This window comes from Shinella sp. HZN7 (assembly GCF_001652565.1).
GTDB lineage: Bacteria > Pseudomonadota > Alphaproteobacteria > Rhizobiales > Rhizobiaceae > Shinella > Shinella granuli.
Genome location: NZ_CP015736.1, coordinates 225,898 through 247,695 on the forward strand (window position 1 = coordinate 225,898; position 21,798 = coordinate 247,695).

The 21,798-nt window shown below is 66.6% G+C and carries 12 protein-coding genes, 1 other RNA gene and 5 pseudogenes; 11 read left to right on the forward strand and 7 right to left on the reverse strand.

The features are described 5' to 3' along the window. Positions 1 to 10: 10 nt before the first annotated feature. On the reverse strand, positions 11 to 5,461 hold the full coding sequence (locus tag shn_RS01120; protein WP_064328799.1) for an alpha-2-macroglobulin family protein: 5,451 nt from the start codon (positions 5,459 to 5,461) through the stop codon (positions 11 to 13). 512 nt (positions 5,462 to 5,973) lie between these two features. Here shn_RS01120 and shn_RS01125 point away from each other — a divergent pair. Then, positions 5,974 to 6,918, forward strand: a complete 945-nt coding sequence (locus tag shn_RS01125) for an AEC family transporter (RefSeq protein ID WP_064328800.1) — start codon at positions 5,974 to 5,976, stop codon at positions 6,916 to 6,918. Positions 6,919 to 6,991: 73 nt separating this feature from the next. On the opposite strand, the gene shn_RS01130 is transcribed toward shn_RS01125, so the two are convergent. Further along, positions 6,992 to 7,741: a cytochrome c family protein gene (locus tag shn_RS01130; RefSeq protein ID WP_064328801.1), complete on the reverse strand. Its 750-nt coding sequence runs from the start codon at positions 7,739 to 7,741 to the stop codon at positions 6,992 to 6,994. Between the two features lie 151 nt (positions 7,742 to 7,892). On the opposite strand from shn_RS01130, the gene shn_RS01135 reads away from it, so the two are divergent. Continuing rightward, a complete protein-coding gene (locus shn_RS01135; protein ID WP_064328802.1) occupies positions 7,893 to 8,648 on the forward strand; it encodes a 3-deoxy-manno-octulosonate cytidylyltransferase in 756 nt (251 codons plus the stop codon). On the opposite strand, the pseudogene shn_RS34825 reads toward shn_RS01135, so the two are convergent. Continuing rightward, positions 8,647 to 11,648 (reverse strand): annotated as a pseudogene (locus tag shn_RS34825) (MG2 domain-containing protein); the annotation flags it as partial. The gene shn_RS01135 and the pseudogene shn_RS34825 overlap by 2 nt on opposite strands. A gap of 504 nt (positions 11,649 to 12,152) precedes the next feature. On the opposite strand from shn_RS34825, the gene shn_RS01160 reads away from it, so the two are divergent. After that, on the forward strand, positions 12,153 to 13,097 hold the full coding sequence (locus tag shn_RS01160; protein WP_064328800.1) for an AEC family transporter: 945 nt from the start codon (positions 12,153 to 12,155) through the stop codon (positions 13,095 to 13,097). Positions 13,098 to 13,168: 71 nt separating this feature from the next. Here the strand turns inward: shn_RS01160 and shn_RS34830 are convergent. Next, positions 13,169 to 13,913 (reverse strand): annotated as a pseudogene (locus shn_RS34830) (cytochrome c family protein). A 151-nt stretch (positions 13,914 to 14,064) separates the two neighbouring features. Between shn_RS34830 and shn_RS01170 the strand changes: the two are divergent. The 3 genes and pseudogenes from shn_RS01170 to shn_RS36260 all read left to right on the forward strand — a co-directional run. Next, positions 14,065 to 14,673, forward strand: a pseudogene (locus shn_RS01170) (3-deoxy-manno-octulosonate cytidylyltransferase); the annotation flags it as partial. Positions 14,674 to 14,779: 106 nt separating this feature from the next. Next, a pseudogene (locus shn_RS01175) lies at positions 14,780 to 15,548 on the forward strand (prephenate dehydratase). 100 nt (positions 15,549 to 15,648) lie between these two features. Then, the gene (locus tag shn_RS36260) at positions 15,649 to 15,801 is read left to right on the forward strand and encodes a hypothetical protein (RefSeq protein ID WP_168168885.1); all 153 of its coding nucleotides are present in this window, start codon (positions 15,649 to 15,651) and stop codon (positions 15,799 to 15,801) included. Positions 15,802 to 15,890: 89 nt separating this feature from the next. Here the strand turns inward: shn_RS36260 and nudC are convergent. Together nudC and shn_RS01185 are read right to left on the reverse strand one after the other, a co-directional pair. Next, a pseudogene (gene nudC, locus shn_RS01180) lies at positions 15,891 to 16,863 on the reverse strand (NAD(+) diphosphatase). After that, complete coding sequence (locus tag shn_RS01185; protein ID WP_064328807.1) at positions 16,860 to 17,285, reverse strand: HIT domain-containing protein; 426 nt, start codon at positions 17,283 to 17,285, stop codon at positions 16,860 to 16,862. Before shn_RS01185 ends, nudC begins: the two are co-directional and overlap by 4 nt. A gap of 100 nt (positions 17,286 to 17,385) precedes the next feature. Between shn_RS01185 and ffs the strand changes: the two genes are divergently transcribed. The 4 genes from ffs (at position 17,386) to shn_RS01205 (ending at position 20,483) form a co-directional block, all read left to right on the forward strand. After that, positions 17,386 to 17,483, forward strand: an RNA gene (gene ffs / locus shn_RS01190) — signal recognition particle sRNA small type. Positions 17,484 to 17,543: 60 nt separating this feature from the next. After that, complete coding sequence (locus shn_RS01195) at positions 17,544 to 19,436, forward strand: DNA polymerase III subunit gamma/tau (RefSeq protein ID WP_064328808.1); 1,893 nt, start codon at positions 17,544 to 17,546, stop codon at positions 19,434 to 19,436. Positions 19,437 to 19,512: 76 nt separating this feature from the next. Then, positions 19,513 to 19,836: a YbaB/EbfC family nucleoid-associated protein gene (locus tag shn_RS01200; protein ID WP_064328809.1), complete on the forward strand. Its 324-nt coding sequence runs from the start codon at positions 19,513 to 19,515 to the stop codon at positions 19,834 to 19,836. Positions 19,837 to 19,871: 35 nt separating this feature from the next. Then, the gene (locus tag shn_RS01205) at positions 19,872 to 20,483 is read left to right on the forward strand and encodes a LysE family translocator (RefSeq protein ID WP_064328810.1); all 612 of its coding nucleotides are present in this window, start codon (positions 19,872 to 19,874) and stop codon (positions 20,481 to 20,483) included. Here shn_RS01205 and shn_RS01210 read toward each other — a convergent pair whose 3' ends face one another. Beyond that, positions 20,484 to 21,095, reverse strand: a complete 612-nt coding sequence (locus shn_RS01210; RefSeq protein ID WP_064332383.1) for an MOSC domain-containing protein — start codon at positions 21,093 to 21,095, stop codon at positions 20,484 to 20,486. Positions 21,096 to 21,155: 60 nt separating this feature from the next. Between shn_RS01210 and recR the strand changes: the two genes are divergently transcribed. Then, positions 21,156 to 21,761, forward strand: coding sequence for a recombination mediator RecR (gene recR, locus shn_RS01215; protein ID WP_023512375.1), 606 nt, complete (start codon positions 21,156 to 21,158; stop codon positions 21,759 to 21,761). Positions 21,762 to 21,798 lie beyond the last annotated feature (37 nt).

Sequence of the window (21,798 nt, forward strand, 5' to 3'; positions counted from 1 at the left end):
GCCGGGCTCCCTACTCAGCCTTGACGACCTGCATGCGGCTGGTCGCCGTGCGGGCGGAATATTGCGGACGGTACATGTCCTCCACCTGCGCGGCCGGGTGGTCGTAGGTGCCCGGGGTCACGGCGCGCACGACATAGGCGAGCGTCACCTCGCGGTTGTCACCCGCGCTGCGGTTGAAGGCCGCGACGAAGCGATCGTAGCGGAACTCCGTATGGGCCGGCTCGATCTCGCCGATCCAGTCGAAATTCGCCAGCTTCGCGCTGTCGACGAGGCTCGGATTGTCGATCTCGAAACCGGCGGGCAGGAGATCGGTGATGATGATGCGCGACGGCCAGTCATTGTGCTCCGTCACCTTCAGCACCACGACGTAGCGCTCGTTCTGCGTCGCCTCGGAGACGTTCGCCTCCTCGCCGTCGAGCGTGTAGTAGCTGCGCTCGATGGCAAAGCCGTCGCCGCCGGCCGGCAGCGGATCGGCCGGGGCCGCGACCGTCGTCAGCATGGCCGAGACCTGCTCGCCGGAGCGGTTGGCAACCGTCAGAGGGTTGTCCATCAGCGCCTTGCCCGTCATCTGCGCGGCATAGCCGCCCGAATGCGCGGTGCCGTTGATCTCGAGCGCCAGGCCCTTGTCGGCATCCTTCACGGAACGGGCGGCGAGCAGCATCCAGGTCTGTTCCTGCGTGCTGGTCCAGCGCTTGTCCTCCCACTGCCTGGCGACCAGCTTCGTCAGGTCCGGGATGATGGTCGGAACCGGACGGGCCTCGGCGGCCAGCGCCAGGATCGCGGCGCCATCGCGCAGCGACGAACCGTAGTCGGTGCGCGAGAGGCTGGCGTTCATCACGCTGTCGCGCGACAGGCCGAGCGCATTGGAGAAGATCGTCATCGAGCGCTGGGCATCGCCGTAGAGCCCGAGCGCGGCGGCAAGATGCGCGCGGGAGAGCGGCGAGGAGAACTCCGAGAGCTTCGTGTCGGCATAGTAGCGCAGGTCGCTGATCGCGGCCTTGCGGTTGCGGGCGAGCACGTAGAGCGCATAGGCGATCTCGTAGCCCTGGCTGGTGACGTTGACGTCGTAGGAGAGCGCGTTCTGCAGGTTGGAAAGCGCCTGCAGCATGGCCTGTTCCGGCACGTCGAACGTCTGCTCGCGGGCCCGTGTCAGGAAGTCCGTGACGAAGGCATCGAGCCACAGGTCGCCGTAGCCCGGCCCCCAGAGGCCGAAGCTGCCGGAGGAGGACTGGTTGGCCAGCACCCGGTAGATCGCATCCTGCACGCGCTTTTGCGTTTCCGTGTCCTCGGCAAGGCCGGACTGCCTGGAAAGCTCGCTGAGATAGAGCAGCGGCAGCGCGCGGCTGGTCGTCTGCTCCGTGCAGCCGTAGGGATAGCGGTCGAGCGCCATCAGGAGCGCCGGGATGTCGAAGGCCGCGGCGCGAGAAACGTTGAGGCTGACGGAGGCGCCGGCAAGCTGGCTGTCGGCCAGAAGCTGGTCGTCGATCGTCAGGCTGCCATTGGCGGCGATCTCGATCGGCCGGCGCGTGGTGATCGGCATGGAGGCCGGGCGCACCGGCACGTTGAGCGCCTGTTCCAGCGACAGGCCGGCGTCGTTCGAGAGCCTGACCGTCACGACGCCGTCGCCGGCCTCGCCGCCGATCAGCGGCAGGGTGAGCGCCGTCTTGCCGCCGGGCTCGAGCCGCAGCGTCCGGCCGGCGCCGGTCTGCTCGACCATCACGGAGTCATTGTGGGTGACCTCGACCGTGTAGTCGCCGGCCGGGGCATCGGTATTGGCGATATCGAGCCTCAGGTCGGCGCGGTCCCCGGGAGCGAGGAATTTCGGCAGGCTCGCGGTCACGACGACCGGGTCGCGGATGACGACGTCCTTCGACGCGCTGCCGACGCCGGTCTTCGTCCAGGCGACAGCCATGATGCGGGCCGTGCCGTTGAACTGCGGGATGTCGAAGCTGACCCTGGCCTTGCCTTCGGCATCCAGCTTCACGGGACCGGCGAAGAAGGCGACGAGCTTTTCTGTCGGCGGGTTGCCCGACAGCGCCCCTTCGCCGCCGTCGCCGCCGGTGCGCAGCCGCCCCGTGGCGCCGAGCGAACCGTCGATCAGCCGGCCGTAGAGATCGCGGATCTCCATGCCGAGCCGGCGCTGGCCGAAGTACCAGCCGGCCGGATCGGGCGCTTCGTAGCGGGTGAGGTTGAGGATGCCGACATCGACGGCGGCGACCGTGACATAGGCCTCCTCGTTCGCGCCCGCGCCGTTGATCGCAAGCGAGATATCGAGCGGCTGGCGCGGCAGCGTCTTTTCCGGCACGTCGAGCGCGACATTCAGCTTGCGGTCGGCGGGATAGACCTTCAGCCAGGTGATCCCGATGGCGCGCATCGGCATGCGGCTTTCCTGGTCCGTGCCGGGGCGGAAGAGCGTGGCGGTGACGTAGGAGCCGGGGCCCCATTCCCTGGTGATCGGGATTTCCACCTCGCCGCCCTCGGCGCCGATGGCGGCGGTCTTCGTGGCGATCAGGCTTTCCGCGCCGACGGTGATCAGCACCTGGCCGGCATGGCGCGGCGAGATCTTCAGCCTGGCCGTGTCGCCGACCGCATAGTTTTCCTTGTCGAGCGAGATTTCCAGTGCGTCCGGCGTTTCCGTCGAGGTTGCGGCGACGTACCAGCCGGCGTCGAATTCGATGCTGGTCGCCGGGCCGTCCGGTTCGGCGCTTTCCACTTCGAGGCGGTAGCGGCCCCAGGTGACGGGCACCGAGATGCGCCCGCCATCCGCGCCGGCATCGACCGTGCCGTTGGCGATCTGCCTGGTCGAGAGCACCGGCTCGTAGCGCCACGAGCTGCCGTCACGATACCATTGGTAGTTCCGCTCGACGGCGAGCAGCTTCCAGGGCATGTCCTGCATCGCCTGCCTGGAGCCATCCGGCGCCACGGCGACGACATGGAAGTTGGCGACGCTGTTTTCCGAAAGCTCGCCCGAAAATTCCGGCTTCACGCCGATCATCGCGCCGGCCGCCCTGACCGGCAGGGTGAGGTTGCGTTCGACGGCGCGGCCGCCTTCCTCCATCATGCGCAGCGTGACCAGTGCTTCGAGGCGCTGGGTGGTCGAGGGCAGGTCGGCGACGTTCACCTCGAAGGTCGCCTTGCCGTCGTCGTCGAGCACGTCGAGGTCTTCGAGCGAGGTGGTGCTCTCTTCGAGCGCCTCCTCGTCGGCAAGGCCGAAGACGTAGCCGGGGAAGGCGGCGTCCTGGCGCGTCGGCTTCAGCGCGACGTCACCCTCGATTTCAAGGCCGGCGCCCGGTGCGCCGTAGAGATAGCGACCCTCGACCGACACTTCGGCGGGAACGCCGGCCTCGATGGCCTTCGCCTCGCTCGTCATGTCGAATTCGATGCGGTCGGGCACGAAATCATCGACGAGGAACTGCTTTTCGCCGATCGCCGTGCCCTTGGGATCGGTGAATATCTGCATGGTCCAGGTGCCGCGCATGCTGTTTTCCTGCAGCGGCAGGTCGACAGCATGGCCGCCGAGCGCGGCGCCGTCGCTGACAATGCGGCGGTCTTCCACGCCGTCCGGGCGGTTGAAGACGAAGGTGAGCGGCAGTTTTTCCACGGCATTGGCTTCGATGTCGCGGGCGAGCGCCGTCGCGTGCACCGTCTCGCCGGCGCGGTAGATGCCGCGCTCGGTCCAGGCGAGCACGTCGATGGCGCCCGGCGCCGGGCGGCCGGTGACGCCGCGGTCGGAAAGGTCGAAGCCGGCGCGCGTCATGTCGAGGAAGACGAAGTCCGACGTGCCCTTCTTCGCGAGGATCACGGCGGGCGTGTTGGCGGCTGTGCCGCGCATCAGGCCGGCGGTGAAGGTCGCGCGGCCGTCCGCATCGGTCGTCGCGGTGCCGAGCACCTCGTTGTTCTTGGCGATCAACTGGAGCTCGACGCCGTCGAGCGGGCCGGCGCTGTCGAGCGAACGGGCGAAGACGTTGAGCCCGTCCGTGCCGGCATAGGTGGTGAGGCCGACATCCGAGACGACGAACCATTGCGTCGCCTTGGCATCCCATTCGTTCGAGCGGCCGTTCGAGGCGGCGGCGGTCAGGACGTAGACGCCGGGCTTGCGCTCCGGCAGCGCCTCGTCGACCGGGAAGCTGGTGACGACGTCCTTGTTGAGGTCGCGGGCGATCTCGATCTGACCCTGCCAGACCAGTTCACCATTGTCGTTTTCGATGCGGCTGGCGGAATAGCCGTCGAGCTGGGTGAGGAATCGGCTTTCGGACAGCAGTCCGGCAATGGCGCGGTCGCCGACGCGGTAGAGCTTCAGGTCGGCGCTGTCGGTGTTGACGGAGACGATCGGGATGCCGCGGCGCACGCTTCCCGGCAGCACGAATCCGTCGCCCGTGAAGCGCACCATGGCGGCGCGGTCCTGCACGTAGATGTCGAGGTCGACGGCCGATTCCAGCGGCTCGTCGACCGCCGACGGCAGGCCGGGGCGGAAGGCGATCTTGTAGCGCTGGCCGTGGGTGAGGCCCTCGACGCAGATCTGCCGGTCCTTGGCTTCCACGGCCTTCGGCGCCGCACCGTCGAGTGTGACGAAGGAGGCATAGTCGGCGCCGGACTTGACGAGCGGTTCGGAGAACTCGACGCAGGCGCGTGGGCTCGCGCTGTCGGAATCGATCGTGTGGTTGACGACGCGGAAGCCCTGGCGGGCACGAAGGCCGAGATAGGCCGAGCGTACCGCGACGTCCTCCTTCAGCGCGAGGCTCGCCTTGTAGGCATTGATGCCGGCGCGGTAATTGCTCGACTTGTCGAGCGTCTCGGCGAGAACGGCGAGCGCCCGGGCGCGGGTCTCCGTCGTGCGCGAGAGCTGGTAGGCGTTGATCGCCGCAAGCGCGCCCTGGCCGGCGAGATAGCTGTTGTTGACGGCGCGCGTCATGGATTCGGCGGTCTCGATCCAGAGGTAGTAGTCGTCGGGCGCAAGCGAAAGCGCGCCCTTGAAGGCGATCAGCGCCTGGTCGAAGCGGCTGGAGGCCGTCTCGATGCGGCCGAGCGAGGCGAGGCTTTCGGTGCCCTGGCCGGTGTGCTCGCTGGCAAGCGACAGGTTGTCGCGGAAGGAGCGGGCATCGCTCATCATGTAGTCGCGGATGAAGGCCATGGCCGGCGGCGCGCCGATATCGACGGCGCTGTCGGCGCGCACGATCTTGCCGGCGACGGCGCCCTGGAAATGGTTGAGCTGGTTGAAGTCGCTCTTCAGGAAGCACCATTTCACCTTGGGATTATAGGTGAAGGCACGGCAGGACAGGTCGTCGATGCAGTCGGTCTTGCACTGGTCGAGCGTCACGTCCTGCACGGTGCGCAGGTCGAAGCCGAAATAATCGCTGTTTTCAGAGGTGACCACGGTGCGCGTTTCTTGTGCGCCTGCGGGGAGGGGAGGGGAGGCGACGGCAGCCAGAAGAAGTGCCGAGAAACCGAAGAATGCGCGCATAGACATGAAGTCCTCCTAACGCTGCCCGTCTCGTTGCCGCCGCCACTGTCCAGACCCGGATGCGGCTTGTCAATCGAAAGACGGAGCGCGTCGGGAGGGGCGAAAAGGGGGCGGCGCATGGAACCAGGGGGAAGACGTTTCAGGTTCGCCGTTCAATCGCCGGGAATGCGAAAATTTTTGCCGCGGCGTGGCGTTAACCTTTTGTTAACCATATCGGCGCAGACTTCAAATCACGGGCGAACGGTCTCTGTCATATCGCTGTTACAGCGGGCCGGTAGAACCCTCGTCAGACACGAAAGTCGTGTTTCGCAAGCGCGGTGACCACGGATGTACTGGCACCCGCGCGAAGCACTTCCCCGGCCAGGCCGGGATGAGGAAGCGGGGGATAACCCTCGCTTTTTTTCATTTGTGCGCCGCCCTTTGGCGCTGGACCCTCCTTTTGCTTTGCCCTACCCATGGTGCCCGCAGGGCGGCCGTCCTGTTGCCTTTTCTTCCGCTTTCCGGACGGTTGCATGTCTGACGTCGCCCTCAATGTCCTGCCCATCTTCGCGCTGATCTTCATCGGCTGGTTGCTCGTGCGCACCGGTTACCTGCGCGAGGCGCTGGGCGAGGGACTGGGGGAGTTCGTCTTCCGGGTGGCCGTTCCCGTCCTGCTCTTCCGCACCATCGCGGAGGCCGATTTCGCCGGGGAATCGCCGCTGCGCATCTGGATCGGCTACTTCGCCGGGGTCGCCTTCACCTGGACGGTGGCACACCTTGTCGCCACGCTCGGCTTCAGGCGCGACCGGCGGATCGGCGTGCTCGCCGGCGTCTCCTCCGCCTTCGCCAACACCGTCTTCATCGGCCTGCCGCTGGTCTCGCGCATCGTCGGCGAAGAGGGGTTGGTGGCGATCTCCGTGCTGCTCTCCGTGCACCTGCCGGTCATGATGATCGCCGGCACGATCCTGATGGAGCGGGCGGAGCGCAAGGACGGCACGCGCGAGCCGCAGCGCATCGGCACCCTTCTCCTCGGCATCGGCAGGAGCCTGGTGCGCAATCCGCTGGTGATCGGCCTTGTCGCCGGGGCGCTGTTCCACACGGGCGGCGTGCCGCTCGCCGGGCCCGTGAAGGTTGTGGTCGACCAGCTTGCGGGGGCGGCAGCGCCGGCGGCGCTCATCTCGATCGGCATGGCGCTCAATAAGTACAAGGTCGGCGGCAATGCCGGCATCGCGCTTGCGATGACCAGCCTCAAGCTCGTGCTGCTGCCGGGCTCCGTCTATGTCGCCTGCCGGCTGCTCGGCCTCAGCCCGGAATGGACGGCCGCCATGGTACTGTGCTCCTCCGTGCCGACGGGCATCAATGCCTGGCTGCTCGCCAACCATTTCGGCGTCGGCCATGCGCTCGCCTCCTCGACGATCACCATGACGACGGCGCTCGGCGTCTTCACCGTCTCCTTCTGGGCCTGGCTGCTGGGGTGAAGCTGTTTCTTCGCGGCGGCAATAAAAAAACCCGGCGCGATGGCCGGGTTTTTCGTCTCCATGCGCCGGCGTCTTACTGAGCCGGCTGTTCCGTCGTGGTGCCCTCGGTGGCGGCGCCGCCATCGGCCGGGGCCGCGTCCTCGGTCGTCGTCGCGCCGCCTTCTGCGGGTGCAGCGCCTTCCGTCGTGGTGGCTGCGCCGTCAGCGGGAGCCGCGCCCTCGGTGCTGGTCGCGCCGTCGGCCGGTGCGGCTGCGCCTGCATCCGCGCCTTCGCTGGAGGCGGTCGGCAGCGGTGCCGGGTTGTCGGAAAGCGTGCGCAGATAGGCGATCAGGTTGGCGCGCTCGTCGTTCTTCTTCAGGCCGGCAAAGCCCATGGCGGTACCGGGAACATGCTTCTTCGGCGCTTCCAGGAAGTAGCTGAGGTGATCGTAGTCCCACACGACCTTCTGGCCCTCGGAGAAGGTGGTCATGCCGGCGGAATAGCTGAAGCCCTCATGCGAGGCGACCGGGCGGTTCACGATGTCCCAGAGACCGGGTCCGACCTTGTTCGGTCCGCCCTTCTCCGAGGTGTGACAGCTCGCACATTTCTTGAAGGCCGTTTCGCCGGCGGTCGCATCGGCGGTGGCCAGCAGCGTGGCGATCGGAACGGTTGCTACGGCTTCGCCGCCGGCTGCCTCGCCACCGGTTTCCTCGGCCACGATCGCGAAGCCTTCCTTCTCGGGAGCGCCCGAATGGAAAATGCCTTCAGAAGCGATCGACACGGACATCAGTACGAAAACGGTGCCGAGCAGGGCACCTACGCCCATGTTCACATAAGAGTTCATCCAAACGCTCCCCTAGGAACCGGCGGACATGCGCCGGCCAGTCTTGAAATCGCGCGGAACCTATGTCTTTTGCTGCTTCGTTGCAACAGTGATTGTAGCCCCCGCACTGAGACTTTTTGACACTTTTCCCGGGGGTTTTGAAGGGCTGCAGATGAATTCCGCCAATTTTGACAAGACCCTCGTCCTCATTCCCGCGCGCATGGCCTCGACCCGGCTTCCGGGCAAGCCGCTCGCCGACATTGCGGGCCTGCCGATGATCGTGCAGGTTGCGCGTCGCGCGGCCGAGGCCGATGTCGGGCGGATCGTCGTCGCCGTCGATCACCAGGATATCTTCGACGCGGTGGTGGCCGCCGGCTTCGAGGCGGTGATGACCCGCGTCGACCACCAGTCCGGTTCCGACCGCATCCACGAGGCGCTGACCAAAAGCGATCCCGAGGGCCGGGCCGAGATCATCATCAACGTGCAGGGCGACCTGCCGACGATAGACCCGGAAACGATCCGTGCCGCCCTTCGCCCGCTGGAGAACGCCGCGACCGACATCGCCACGCTGACCACCGAGATCCGCGACGAGGAGGAGAAGACCAATCCGAATGTCGTGAAGGTCGTCGGCTCGCCGCTCAGCGAGAGCCGCCTGCGCGCCCTTTATTTCACGCGCGCGACGGCGCCGTACGGCAAGGGGCCGCTCTATCACCATATCGGCCTCTACGCCTACCGCCGCAAGGCGCTGGAAGCCTTCGTCGCGCTGAAGCCCTCGAGGCTCGAAAGGCGGGAATCGCTGGAGCAGTTGCGCGCGCTGGAGGCGGGAATGCGCATCGATGCGGAGATCGTTGACACCGTTCCGCTGGGTGTCGATACTCCGGCCGACCTCGAAAAGGCCCGCGCAATGCTCGCGGCCAACCCCATCTGATTTCCACCTCGCCGCCCTCGGCGCCGATGGCGGCGGTCTTCGTGGCGATCAGGCTTCCGCGCCGACGGTGATCAGCACCTGGCCGGCATGGCGCGGCGAGATCTTCAGCCTGGCCGTGTCGCCGACCGCATAGTTTTCCTTGTCGAGCGAGATTTCCAGTGCGTCCGGCGTTTCCGTCGAGGTTGCGGCGACGTACCAGCCGGCGTCGAATTCGATGCTGGTCGCCGGGCCGTCCGGTTCGGCGCTTTCCACTTCGAGGCGGTAGCGGCCCCAGGTGACGGGCACCGAGATGCGCCGCCATCCGCGCCGGCATCGACCGTGCCGTTGGCGATCTGCCTGGTCGAGAGCACCGGCTCGTAGCGCCACGAGCTGCCGTCACGATACCATTGGTAGTTCCGCTCGACGGCGAGCAGCTTCCAGGGCATGTCCTGCATCGCCTGCCTGGAGCCATCCGGCGCCACGGCGACGACATGGAAGTTGGCGACGCTGTTTTCCGAAAGCTCGCCCGAAAATTCCGGCTTCACGCCGATCATCGCGCCGGCCGCCCTGACCGCAGGGTGAGGTTGCGTTCGACGGCGCGGCCGCCTTCCTCCATCATGCGCAGCGTGACCAGTGCTTCGAGGCGCTGGGTGGTCGAGGGCAGGTCGGCGACGTTCACCTCGAAGGTCGCCTTGCCGTCGTCGTCGAGCACGTCGAGGTCTTCGAGCGAGGTGGTGCTCTCTTCGAGCGCCTCCTCGTCGGCAAGGCCGAAGACGTAGCCGGGGAAGGCGGCGTCCTGGCGCGTCGGCTTCAGCGCGACGTCACCCTCGATTTCAAGGCCGGCGCCCGGTGCGCCGTAGAGATAGCGACCCTCGACCGACACTTCGGCGGGAACGCCGGCCTCGATGGCCTTCGCCTCGCTCGTCATGTCGAATTCGATGCGGTCGGGCACGAAATCATCGACGAGGAACTGCTTTTCGCCGATCGCCGTGCCCTTGGGATCGGTGAATATCTGCATGGTCCAGGTGCGCGCATGCTGTTTTCCTGCAGCGGCAGGTCGACAGCATGGCCGCCGAGCGCGGCGCCGTCGCTGACAATGCGGCGGTCTTCCACGCCGTCCGGGCGGTTGAAGACGAAGGTGAGCGCAGTTTTTCCACGGCATTGGCTTCGATGTCGCGGGCGAGCGCCGTCGCGTGCACCGTCTCGCCGGCGCGGTAGATGCCGCGCTCGGTCCAGGCGAGCACGTCGATGGGCGCCCGGCGCCGGGCGGCCGGTGACGCCGCGGTCGGAAAGGTCGAAGCCGGCGCGCGTCATGTCGAGGAAGACGAAGTCCGACGTGCCCTTCTTCGCGAGGATCACGGCGGGCGTGTTGGCGGCTGTGCCGCGCATCAGGCCGGCGGTGAAGGTCGCGCGCCGGCCGCGCGCGGTCGTCGCGGTGCGAGCACTCGTTGTTCTTGGCGATCAACTGGAGCTCGACGCCGTCGAGCGGGCCGGCGCTGTCGAGCGAACGGGCGAAGACGTTGAGCCCGTCCGTGCCGGCATAGGTGGTGAGGCCGACATCCGAGACGACGAACCATTGCGTCGCCTTGGCATCCCATTCGTTCGAGCGGCCGTTCGAGGCGGCGGCGGTCAGGACGTAGACGCCGGCTTGCGCTCCGGCAGCGCCTCGTCGACCGGGAAGCTGGTGACGACGTCCTTGTTGAGGTCGCGGGCGATCTCGATCTGACCCTGCCAGACCAGTTCACCATTGTCGTTTTCGATGCGGCTGGCGGAATAGCCGTCGAGCTGGGTGAGGAATCGGCTTTCGGACAGCAGTCCGGCAATGGCGCGGTCGCCGACGCGGTAGAGCTTCAGGTCGGCGCTGTCGGGTTGACGGAGACGATCGGGATGCCGCGGCGCACGCTTCCCGGCAGCACGAATCCGTCGCCCGTGAAGCGCACCATGGCGGCGCGGTCCTGCACGTAGATGTCGAGGTCGACGGCCGATTCCAGCGGCTCGTCGACCGCCGACGGCAGGCCGGGGCGGAAGGCGATCTTGTAGCGCTGGCCGTGGGTGAGGCCCTCGACGCAGATCTGCCGGTCCTTGGCTTCCACGGCCTTCGGCGCCGCACCGTCGAGTGTGACGAAGGAGGCATAGTCGGCGCCGGACTTGACGAGCGGTTCGGAGAACTCGACGCAGGCGCGTGGGCTCGCGCTGTCGGAATCGATCGTGTGGTTGACGACGCGGAAGCCCTGGCGGGCACGAAGGCCGAGATAGGCCGAGCGTACCGCGACGTCCTCCTTCAGCGCGAGGCTCGCCTTGTAGGCATTGATGCCGGCGCGGTAATTGCTCGACTTGTCGAGCGTCTCGGCGAGAACGGCGAGCGCCCGGGCGCGGGTCTCCGTCGTGCGCGAGAGCTGGTAGGCGTTGATCGCCGCAAGCGCGCCCTGGCCGGCGAGATAGCTGTTGTTGACGGCGCGCGTCATGGATTCGGCGGTCTCGATCCAGAGGTAGTAGTCGTCGGGCGCAAGCGAAAGCGCGCCCTTGAAGGCGATCAGCGCCTGGTCGAAGCGGCTGGAGGCCGTCTCGATGCGGCCGAGCGAGGCGAGGCTTTCGGTGCCCTGGCCGTGTGTGCTCGCTGGCAAGCGACAGGTTGTCGCGGAAGGAGCGGGCATCGCTCATCATGTAGTCGCGGATGAAGGCCATGGCCGGCGGCGCGCCGATATCGACGGCGCTGTCGGCGCGCACGATCTTGCCGGCGACGGCGCCCTGGAAATGGTTGAGCTGGTTGAAGTCGCTCTTCAGGAAGCACCATTTCACCTTGGGATTATAGGTGAAGGCACGGCAGGACAGGTCGTCGATGCAGTCGGTCTTGCACTGGTCGAGCGTCACGTCCTGCACGGTGCGCAGGTCGAAGCCGAAATAATCGCTGTTTTCAGAGGTGACCACGGTGCGCGTTTCTTGTGCGCCTGCGGGGAGGGGAGGGGAGGCGACGGCAGCCAGAAGAAGTGCCGAGAAACCGAAGAATGCGCGCATAGACATGAAGTCCTCCTAACGCTGCCCGTCTCGTTGCCGCCGCCACTGTCCAGACCCGGATGCGGCTTGTCAATCGAAAGACGGAGCGCGTCGGGAGGGGCGAAAAGGGGGCGGCGCATGGAACCAGGGGGAAGACGTTTCAGGTTCGCCGTTCAATCGCCGGGAATGCGAAAAATTTTTGCCGCGGCGTGGCGTTAACCTTTTGTTAACCATATCGGCGCAGACTTCAAATCACGGCGAACGGTCTCTGTCATATCGCTGTTACAGCGGGCCGGTAGAACCCTCGTCAGACACGAAAGTCGTGTTTCGCAAGCGCGGTGACCACGGATGTACTGGCACCCGCGCGAAGCACTTCCCCGGCCAGGCCGGGATGAGGAAGGGGGATAACCCTCGCTTTTTTTCATTTGTGCGCCGCCCTTTGGCGCTGGACCCTCCTTTTGCTTTGCCCTACCCATGGTGCCCGCAGGGCGGCCGTCCTGTTGCCTTTTCTTCCGCTTTCCGGACGGTTGCATGTCTGACGTCGCCCTCAATGTCCTGCCCATCTTCGCGCTGATCTTCATCGGCTGGTTGCTCGTGCGCACCGGTTACCTGCGCGAGGCGCTGGGCGAGGGACTGGGGGAGTTCGTCTTCCGGGTGGCCGTTCCCGTCCTGCTCTTCCGCACCATCGCGGAGGCCGATTTCGCCGGGGAATCGCCGCTGCGCATCTGGATCGGCTACTTCGCCGGGGTCGCCTTCACCTGGACGGTGGCACACCTTGTCGCCACGCTCGGCTTCAGGCGCGACCGGCGGATCGGCGTGCTCGCCGGCGTCTCCTCCGCCTTCGCCAACACCGTCTTCATCGGCCTGCCGCTGGTCTCGCGCATCGTCGGCGAAGAGGGGTTGGTGGCGATCTCCGTGCTGCTCTCCGTGCACCTGCCGGTCATGATGATCGCCGGCACGATCCTGATGGAGCGGGCGGAGCGCAAGGACGGCACGCGCGAGCCGCAGCGCATCGGCACCCTTCTCCTCGGCATCGGCAGGAGCCTGGTGCGCAATCCGCTGGTGATCGGCCTTGTCGCCGGGGCGCTGTTCCACACGGGCGGCGTGCCGCTCGCCGGGCCCGTGAAGGTTGTGGTCGACCAGCTTGCGGGGGCGGCAGCGCCGGCGGCGCTCATCTCGATCGGCATGGCGCTCAATAAGTACAAGGTCGGCGGCAATGCCGGCATCGCGCTTGCGATGACCAGCCTCAAGCTCGTGCTGCTGCCGGGCTCCGTCTATGTCGCCTGCCGGCTGCTCGGCCTCAGCCCGGAATGGACGGCCGCCATGGTACTGTGCTCCTCCGTGCCGACGGGCATCAATGCCTGGCTGCTCGCCAACCATTTCGGCGTCGGCCATGCGCTCGCCTCCTCGACGATCACCATGACGACGGCGCTCGGCGTCTTCACCGTCTCCTTCTGGGCCTGGCTGCTGGGGTGAAGCTGTTTCTTCGCGGCGGCAAAAAAAACCCGGCGCGATGGCCGGTTTTTTCGTCTCCATGCGCCGGCGTCTTACTGAGCCGGCTGTTCCGTCGTGGTGCCCTCGGGCGGCGCCGCCATCGGCCGGGGCCGCGTCCTCGGTCGTCGTCGCCGCCTTCTGCGGGTGCAGCGCCTTCCGTCGTGGTGGCTGCGCCGTCAGCGGGAGCCGCGCCCTCGGTGCTGGTCGCGCCGTCGGCCGGTGCGGCTGCGCCTGCATCCGCGCCTTCGCTGGAGGCGGTCGGCAGCGGTGCCGGGTTGTCGGAAAGCGTGCGCAGATAGGCGATCAGGTTGGCGCGCTCGTCGTTCTTCTTCAGGCCGGCAAAGCCCATGGCGGTACCGGGAACATGCTTCTTCGGCGCTTCCAGGAAGTAGCTGAGGTGATCGTAGTCCCACACGACCTTCTGGCCCTCGGAGAAGGTGGTCATGCCGGCGGAATAGCTGAAGCCCTCATGCGAGGCGACCGGGCGGTTCACGATGTCCCAGAGACCGGGTCCGACCTTGTTCGGTCCGCCCTTCTCCGAGGTGTGACAGCTCGCACATTTCTTGAAGGCCGTTTCGCCGGCGGTCGCATCGGCGGTGGCCAGCAGCGTGGCGATCGGAACGGTTGCTACGGCTTCGCCGCCGCTGCCTCGCCACCGGTTTCCTCGGCCACGATCGCGAAGCCTTCCTTCTCGGGAGCGCCCGAATGGAAAATGCCTTCAGAAGCGATCGACACGGACATCAGTACGAAAACGGTGCCGAGCAGGGCACCTACGCCCATGTTCACATAAGAGTTCATCCAAACGCTCCCCTAGGAACCGGCGGACATGCGCCGGCCAGTCTTGAAATCGCGCGGAACCTATGTCTTTTGCTGCTTCGTTGCAACAGTGATTGTAGCCCCCGCACTGAGACTTTTTGACACTTTTCCCGGGGGTTTTGAAGGGCTGCAGATGAATTCCGCCAATTTTGACAAGACCCTCGTCCTCATTCCCGCGCGCATGGCCTCGACCCGGCTTCCGGGCAAGCCGCTCGCCGACATTGCGGGCCTGCCGATGATCGTGCAGGTTGCGCGTCGCGCGGCCGAGGCCGATGTCGGGCGGATCGTCGTCGCCGTCGATCACCAGGATATCTTCGACGCGGTGGTGGCCGCCGGCTTCGAGGCGGTGATGACCCGCGTCGACCACCAGTCCGGTTCCGACCGCATCCACGAGGCGCTGACCAAAAGCGATCCCGAGGGCCGGGCCGAGATCATCATCAACGTGCAGGGCGACCTGCCGACGATAGACCCGGAAACGATCCGTGCCGCCCTTCGCCCGCTGGAGAACGCCGCGACCGACATCGCCACGCTGACCACCGAGATCCGCGACGAGGAGGAGAAGACCAATCCGAATGTCGTGAAGGTCGTCGGCTCGCCGCTCAGCGAGAGCCGCCTGCGCGCCCTTTATTTCACGCGCGCGACGGCGCCGTACGGCAAGGGGCCGCTCTATCACCATATCGGCCTCTACGCCTACCGCCGCAAGGCGCTGGAAGCGCTTCTCGCTGCGCGCGCGCGCGCGCTCGCGCTCGCGGCTCACTGAACGCATTCCGATTGTGGCGATAAAAACCACCCATCGGATCCCGCCATGATCATCCAACAGGATCGCCTTCCAGGGCGAGTTTTCCGACATGGCCAGCCGCGACATGTTCCCGAACATGGAGCCGCTGCCCTGACCTTGATGCCTTTGGCCGTCGAGAACGGTGATGCGACCTCGCATGATCCGATCGCCGGCCGCGTCGCCGACATCCATCATCTGCTGCCGGAATCGCGGCTGCATATCGTCGGCGAATATTTCATGCCGATCCGCTTCCAGCTCATGGTGCTGCCGGGCGTGGCGAAGGACGAGATCCGCACCGTGCACAGCCATATCCACGCGCTCGGCCAGTGCCGCAAGATCGTCCGTCTCAACGGCTGGAAGCCGGTGATCGCCGGCGATACGGCAGGGGCGGCCAAGCTGGTCGCGGAAACCGGCGACCGCAGCATGGCCGCGCTCGCCCCGCGCCTTGCGGCCGATCTCTACCGCCTCTCCATCGTCGCGGAGAATGTCGAGGACACGGAAAAGCAACGTCACCCGCTTCGTCGTGCTGTCGCGCGATGCGGCGCCGGTGGAGCGCGACGGGACGAGATCATCGTCACACCTTCGTCTTCAACGTGCGCAAATTCCGGCTGCGCTCTACAAGGCGCTCGGCGGCTTTGCGACGAACGGCATCAACATGACGAAGCTGGAAAGCTACCAGATCGGCGGCAAGTTCTACGCCACGCAGGTTCTATGCCGATATCGAGGGCCATCCGGACGACCTGCCGGTGCGCCGCGCGCTGGAGGAGCTTCGCTTCTTCTCCGAAAAGGTCCGCATCCTCGGCACCTATCGCGCCCATCCGAATGCGCAGCGCTTCTGAAATTTGACGATCGTCAGGCGGGCCGGAACCGGCCCGCTGCATGGGCATTCCCAAGGGAGCGGGTCGCAGGCGGCGGCCCTTCCGGATGAAGGAGATACCCATGCGCACGATCACCCACATAACGATCCTCGTCTCGATGATGGTGAACGCCGTCGTCTTCGGCGTCGGCAACATCGCCATCCTCACGGTGCCGGCGTTCAACGCGCAGGCCAAATACCTGCTGCCGGCCTGGATCGTCGTCACTTCCTCATAAGCCCCGTCATCGCCCGGGCTTCTGGCGCCCCGTCTCCGGCTGCGCGAGCATCCCGGCGACCGGCCGCATTTGGGCTGGCGCTGAGCGGCTCAGACCTGCCAGTCCAGCCAGTCGCGCATCAGGCGGTGCGCGATGGCGCCCTTCGGCGGCGGGTCGTGGCGCCGGGCGCGAACGCCGGACATGGCGCTGCGCGCGATCATCGCCGCGGTCTCCTCGCGGGTGAACCAGCGGCAATCCCTCCAGCTCCTGCTCGTCGCGGCGGATGTCGAAGGAGATCGCCTCCCCGTAGCAGCCGATCATCAGCGAATGCGGCAGCGGCCAGGGTTGCGAGGCATGGTAGCGCACGGCGCCGACCTTGATGCCGGATTCCTCCAGCGTCTCGCGGCGCACCGTATGCTCGATCGTCTCGCCCGGCTCCAGGAAGCCGGCGAGGCAGGAATACATGCCCTCGGGAAATGCGGCGAGCGGCCGAGCAGGCAGAGGTCCCGCTCGATATCGATGATCAGCATGATGGCGACCGGATCGGTGCGCGGGAAGATCGTGTGGCTGCACGCCTCGCAGACGCGGCGGTAGCCGCCGATCTCCGAGCGGGTCGGTGCGCCGCACTTGCCGCAGAAGCGGTTGTTGCCGTTCCAGGTCATCAGGCTGGAGGCCTGGCGAACTGGCCGAGCAGGTCGTCGTCGAGCATCTGCTGGCGGTAGAGCGTGCGCCCGTCCGCCGCCTTCAGCGGCTCCTGCAGCGTCTCGGGATCGGCCCTGACGGGGATCGCCAGCCGCGGCTCGCCGTTCTTCAGGTAGCCGAGCAGGATGGCCTCCTCCGGCACCGGATCGAGTTCGGCCAGCTCATAGGGCGCAAACAGCGGGTCGATGATCTTCTCGTCATGCTTCACGACGAGCTTTCCCCGGCGATCGCGAAGGCATGCACGGTCTCGGCCTTGAAGGCCTGTTCCAGGCAGTCCGGCGCGCGGTGCTCCGACTGGCGGTCGAGGCTGTTCTCCGCGAAGGCCACCATGGTGCTGGGCTCGGGATGCGGGCGATAAAGATCGAACAGCGATGGCTTCATGGCGTGAGCGCGTCCAGGATCTTGGCCGCGAAGGCCTTGGTTTCGTCGGCCGAGCGCGGCTCGGCGGTGCCGAAACCCCAGACGGGGCCGGGCCAGTTCGGGTCGCCCTCGCTGCGCGCGATGACATGGACGTGCAACTGGCGGACGATGTTGCCGATCGCGGCGACGTTGATCTTCTCCGCCCCGGTCACCTTCTTCAGCGTTTCGGCGACAAGCGTCGTCTCGAAGGTCAGCATGGTCTGGTCCAGCGGCGTGAGGTCGAAGATCTCGCTGACATCCGGCCGCTGCGGCACCAGCATCAGCCAGGGCCAGCGGCCGTCCTTCATCAGGCGCAGCTCGCAAAGGCCGATCTTCGTCAGAAGGTCGCTGTCGCGCACGATCCGTTCGTCAAGGTGAAAGTCGCTCAAGGGATTCTCCCGCATGCCTGTTTTCTAGAGTCATGCCACGGCATCCAAATTCGCTCCAACAGTTTTTTATCGGCCGCGCTTGCATTCGGATGGAATATTGCCGATATGGGGGACGGGAGGTTGGTGGTGGACGAGCCACTCGCCAACCGGGTCAGGTCCGGAAGGAAGCAGCCCTAACGAGCCCCGGCACGGGTCATCGTGCCAGCCTCCCACCTTACCGTCCTGATCCTGGCCGTCCTGTCGGGACTGAAAGTTCGATTAGCGGCAGGGTCTATGAGCGACGTAACCCCCAATCCGTCCAGCGAAAAACCCGCCGCCTACCGGGTTCTCGCGCGAAAATACCGCCCCAAGGATTTCTCCGACCTGATGGTCGGCCAGGAGCCGATGGTCCGCACGCTGACCAATGCGTTCGAGACCGGGCGCATCGCGCAGGCCTACATGCTGACCGGCGTTCGCGGCGTCGGCAAGACGACGACCGCCCGCATCCTCGCCCGCGCGCTCAATTACAAGACATCCGAGATCGACCGCCCGACGATCGACCTTCGCGTGCCCGGCGAGCATTGCCAGGCCATCATGGAGGGCCGGCATGTCGATGTCATCGAGATGGACGCCGCCTCCCATACCGGCATCGACGACATCCGCGAGATCATCGAGCAGGTGCGCTATCGTCCGGTCTCGGCGCGCTACAAGGTCTATATCATCGATGAAGTGCACATGCTCTCGACGCAGGCCTTCAACGGCCTCCTGAAGACGCTCGAGGAGCCGCCGGAACACGTCAAGTTCATCTTCGCGACGACCGAGATCCGCAAGGTCCCGATCACCGTCCTGTCGCGCTGCCAGCGCTTCGACCTGCGCCGCATCGGCGCCTCGGACCTCGTCGGCCTCTTCACCACCATCCTGGGCAAGGAGGGCGTGGCGTTTGAGGCGGATGCGCTCGCCATGATCGCCCGCGCCGCCGAGGGCTCGGCCCGCGACGGCCTGTCGCTGCTCGACCAGGCGATCGCCCATGGCGGCGGCCGCGTCGAGGTGAACGCCGTGCGCGGCATGCTCGGCCTTGCCGACCGCGCGCGCATCGTCGATCTCTTCGAACATGTCGTGAAGGGCGATGCCGCCGCCGCGCTCGCCGAATTTTCCGCGCAATACGAGGCCGGCGCCAGCCCGCCCGTCGTGCTGACGGACCTTGCCGACTTCACCCATCTCGTCACCCGCATGAAATATGTGCCCGATGCTGCCGGCGACCAGTCGCTGAGCGAGATCGAGCGCGTGCGCGGCGTCGAGTTCGCCAATTCCATCGCCGTCACCGCGCTGTCGCGCATGTGGCAGATGCTGCTGAAGGGCATTCCGGAGACGGAAGCCTCCAGCCGCCCGGCGGGCGCCGCCGAGATGGTCATCATCCGCCTCGCGCACGCCGCCAACCTGCCGTCGCCCGAAGAGGCGGCCCGTCGCCTCGCCGAGCTCGCGGGCGGCCAGGGCGGCGGCAATGGCGCGCGCACCCCGCAATCCGGCGGCTATGGCGGCAATGGCGACCAGCCGACGGCACAGGCCGCGGTCGCCGCCGTTTCCCGTTCGCCGGAGGCACCGGCCCAGCGCGCCCAGTCGGGCGGCGCGGCGGTGACCATGCTGCGCCCCGTGCCGCAGGCCGAGCCCGCATCCCAGCCGGTCGGCCGCATCGAGACCGCACCGGCCGAGCAGCCGGCCGCCGAGCCGAAGGTGCCGGTGAAGTCGGTTGCCGACATTGCCGACCTCTGCACCAAGAACCGCGACATCCGCCTGCGCGCCCTCGTGCGCGCCTTCGTGCGGCCGGTCAGCGTGGAGGCCGGGCGCCTCGAGATCAGCCTTGCCAACGATGCGCCGAAGTCGCTCGTCAACGACCTGTCGAACCGGCTGCAGGAATGGACCGGCATACGCTGGATGGTGATCCTGTCGCGCGAACCGGGCGGGCCGACGCTGGCCGAGGCCGAGACGATGGCGCAGGAAGCGCGCGTTGCCGATGCGCGCCAGGATCCCGACGTGGCCGCCATCCTGCAGCGCTTCCCGGGCGCCAAGATCATGGACGTGCGCATCAAGGTGCAGGAAACGGAAGACGAGCCCGAGACCGTCGAGGTCGCGGCCGTCGCGGAATCCGCAGAGGGCGACATCCTGCCCGGCGACGATATCGAACACTAGCAATTCCAGCCGAGATGCGGAACGGAATTGCGCGAAAACAAATGCTCTAACATCCAGTCAGAAAGAGGAGAGGCCGATGCGCGACATCATGGGCATGATGGGCAAGGTCAAGGAAATGCAGGCCAAGATGGAGAAGATGCAGGAGGAGATCGCCGCCCTTCAGGTGAACGGCACCTCCGGCGGCGGCCTCGTCTCGGTCACGCTCGACGGCAAGGGCAATCTCAAGGGCCTGAAGATCGACCCCTCGCTCTTCAAGGAAGACGACGTGGAAATCCTCGAGGACCTGATCGTCGCGGCCCACAAGGACGCCAAGGACAAGGCCGAGGCCGAGGCTGCCGAAAAGACCAAGGCGCTGACCGCCGGCTTGCCGATCCCGCCCGGCTTCAAACTGCCGTTCTGATCCTGTAGGGTCTGGCTTTCCGAGGAGGATTTTCGATGAGCCTGATGACCCTTATTGTCTTTGCCGGCGCGTTGATGATGGCGGCCGGCTCGCCCGGCCCGAGCATCGCGGCGCTCGTCGCCCGCGTGCTGTCGCGCGGGGCAAAAGACGTGCTGCCCTTCCTCGCCGCCATGTGGATCGGCGAGGGCATCTGGCTTACCTGCGCCGTGCTCGGCCTTGCCGCCATCGCCGAGACCTTCCATGCCGCCTTCGTTGCCATCAAGTGGCTGGGCGTCGCCTACCTTCTCTATCTCGCCTGGAAGATGTGGTTCGCGCCGGTGGAGACCGGCGACAGCGCCCTGCCGGAGGCGCGCTCGGGCGCAAAGCTGTTCTTCGCCGGCCTGACGGTGACGCTCGGCAATCCGAAGATCATGATGTTCTATGTCGCGCTCCTGCCGGCGATCATCGATCTCGGCGCCGTCACCCTCGTCGGCTGGGCCGAACTGGTCGTGACCATGTTCGTCGTGCTGGTCGCGATCGACCTCGCCTGGGTCTTCCTCGCCGCGCGCGCCCGGCTGTTCCTGAAGAGCCCGCGCGCCGTGCGCATCGCCAACCGCGTCAGCGCCGGCACCATGGCCGGTGCCGCGGCGGCCATCGCCACCCGCTGATCAGCCGGTGAGGGCCGCGCGCAGCTTGTCGTTGATGGGGGCGGCGAGATAGCGCAGCCGGTCTTCCTCCGAAACGTTCCTGCCATAGGTGCGCAGCAGCTCCGGCATGGTCACCGGCGCGCCGTCGAAGGGCGTATAGGTCGCGGCATCGCCGGCCTGGATCACCCCGTCCCGCAGCACGCGGCAATAAAAACCCGGCCGGCCCGCCTGCATGAAGCGTTTCGCAAAGGCCGGGTCGCCCATGCGGGCGGTCAGCGTGTTGCAGGGAATGCGCGTCGAGGTCACTTCGAGCAGCACGCTCTCCGTCTCGATCCGGTCGCCGACCGAGACGCTGCGGCTGTCGAGGCCCTCGATGACGAGGTTCTCGCCGAAGGTTCCCGGCTCCAGCGTGCGGCCGAGTTCCTTCGACCACCAGGCAAGGTCGATCGCGCCGAGGCCGTAGACCGCCTGTTCCGGCCCGCCATGGTGTTTCCGGTTGCAGATCGCATCGCCCAGCAGGCCCTCACGGTCGACGACCACGGCCGCATCGGTCGGCGTCTTGAAAATGCCAGTCTTGTAGCTTTTGCCGGGAAGCGGACGGGCAAGGCCCGTGCATACGGCGAGAATTCTGATCAAGCGCTGCCTCCAGCAAGATGGATTCCGTTTCCCCTGGATATGGGCTAGATACCGGCAATGGCAAAACGAGTCACCGGCCCCGAAATCGAAAAACTCATCCAGCTCCTGGCGAAGGTGCCGGGCCTCGGCCCGCGTTCGGCGCGCCGCGCCGCGCTGCATCTCGTCAAGAAGAAGGACCAGCTGCTCGGCCCGCTCGCCGATGCGATGGGCGAGGCGCATCGCAAGGTGCGCATCTGCTCGTGCTGCGGCAATGTCGATACGAGCGATCCCTGTACCGTCTGCACGGACGTGCGGCGCGACCATGCGGTCATCATCGTCGTCGAGGACGTGTCCGACCTCTGGGCACTGGAGCGCGCCGGCGCGATGAACGCGGCCTATCATGTGCTCGGCGGCACGCTCTCGCCGCTCGACGGCGTGGGGCCTGACGATCTCAACATCCGCGGCCTCGTCGACCGCGTCGCGAAGGGCGGCGTGCGCGAACTGATCATCGCCGTCAACGCCACCGTCGAGGGGCAGACGACGGCACATTATATCACCGACCAGCTCTCCGGCCTTGAAGTGAAGATCACCCGGCTCGCCCATGGCGTTCCGGTCGGCGGGGAGCTGGATTATCTCGACGAAGGAACCTTGACGGCCGCCTTGCGCGCCCGCACGGCGATTTGAGGGAGATCTGTTCATGCTAGGCTGGCTTTTACGGCTC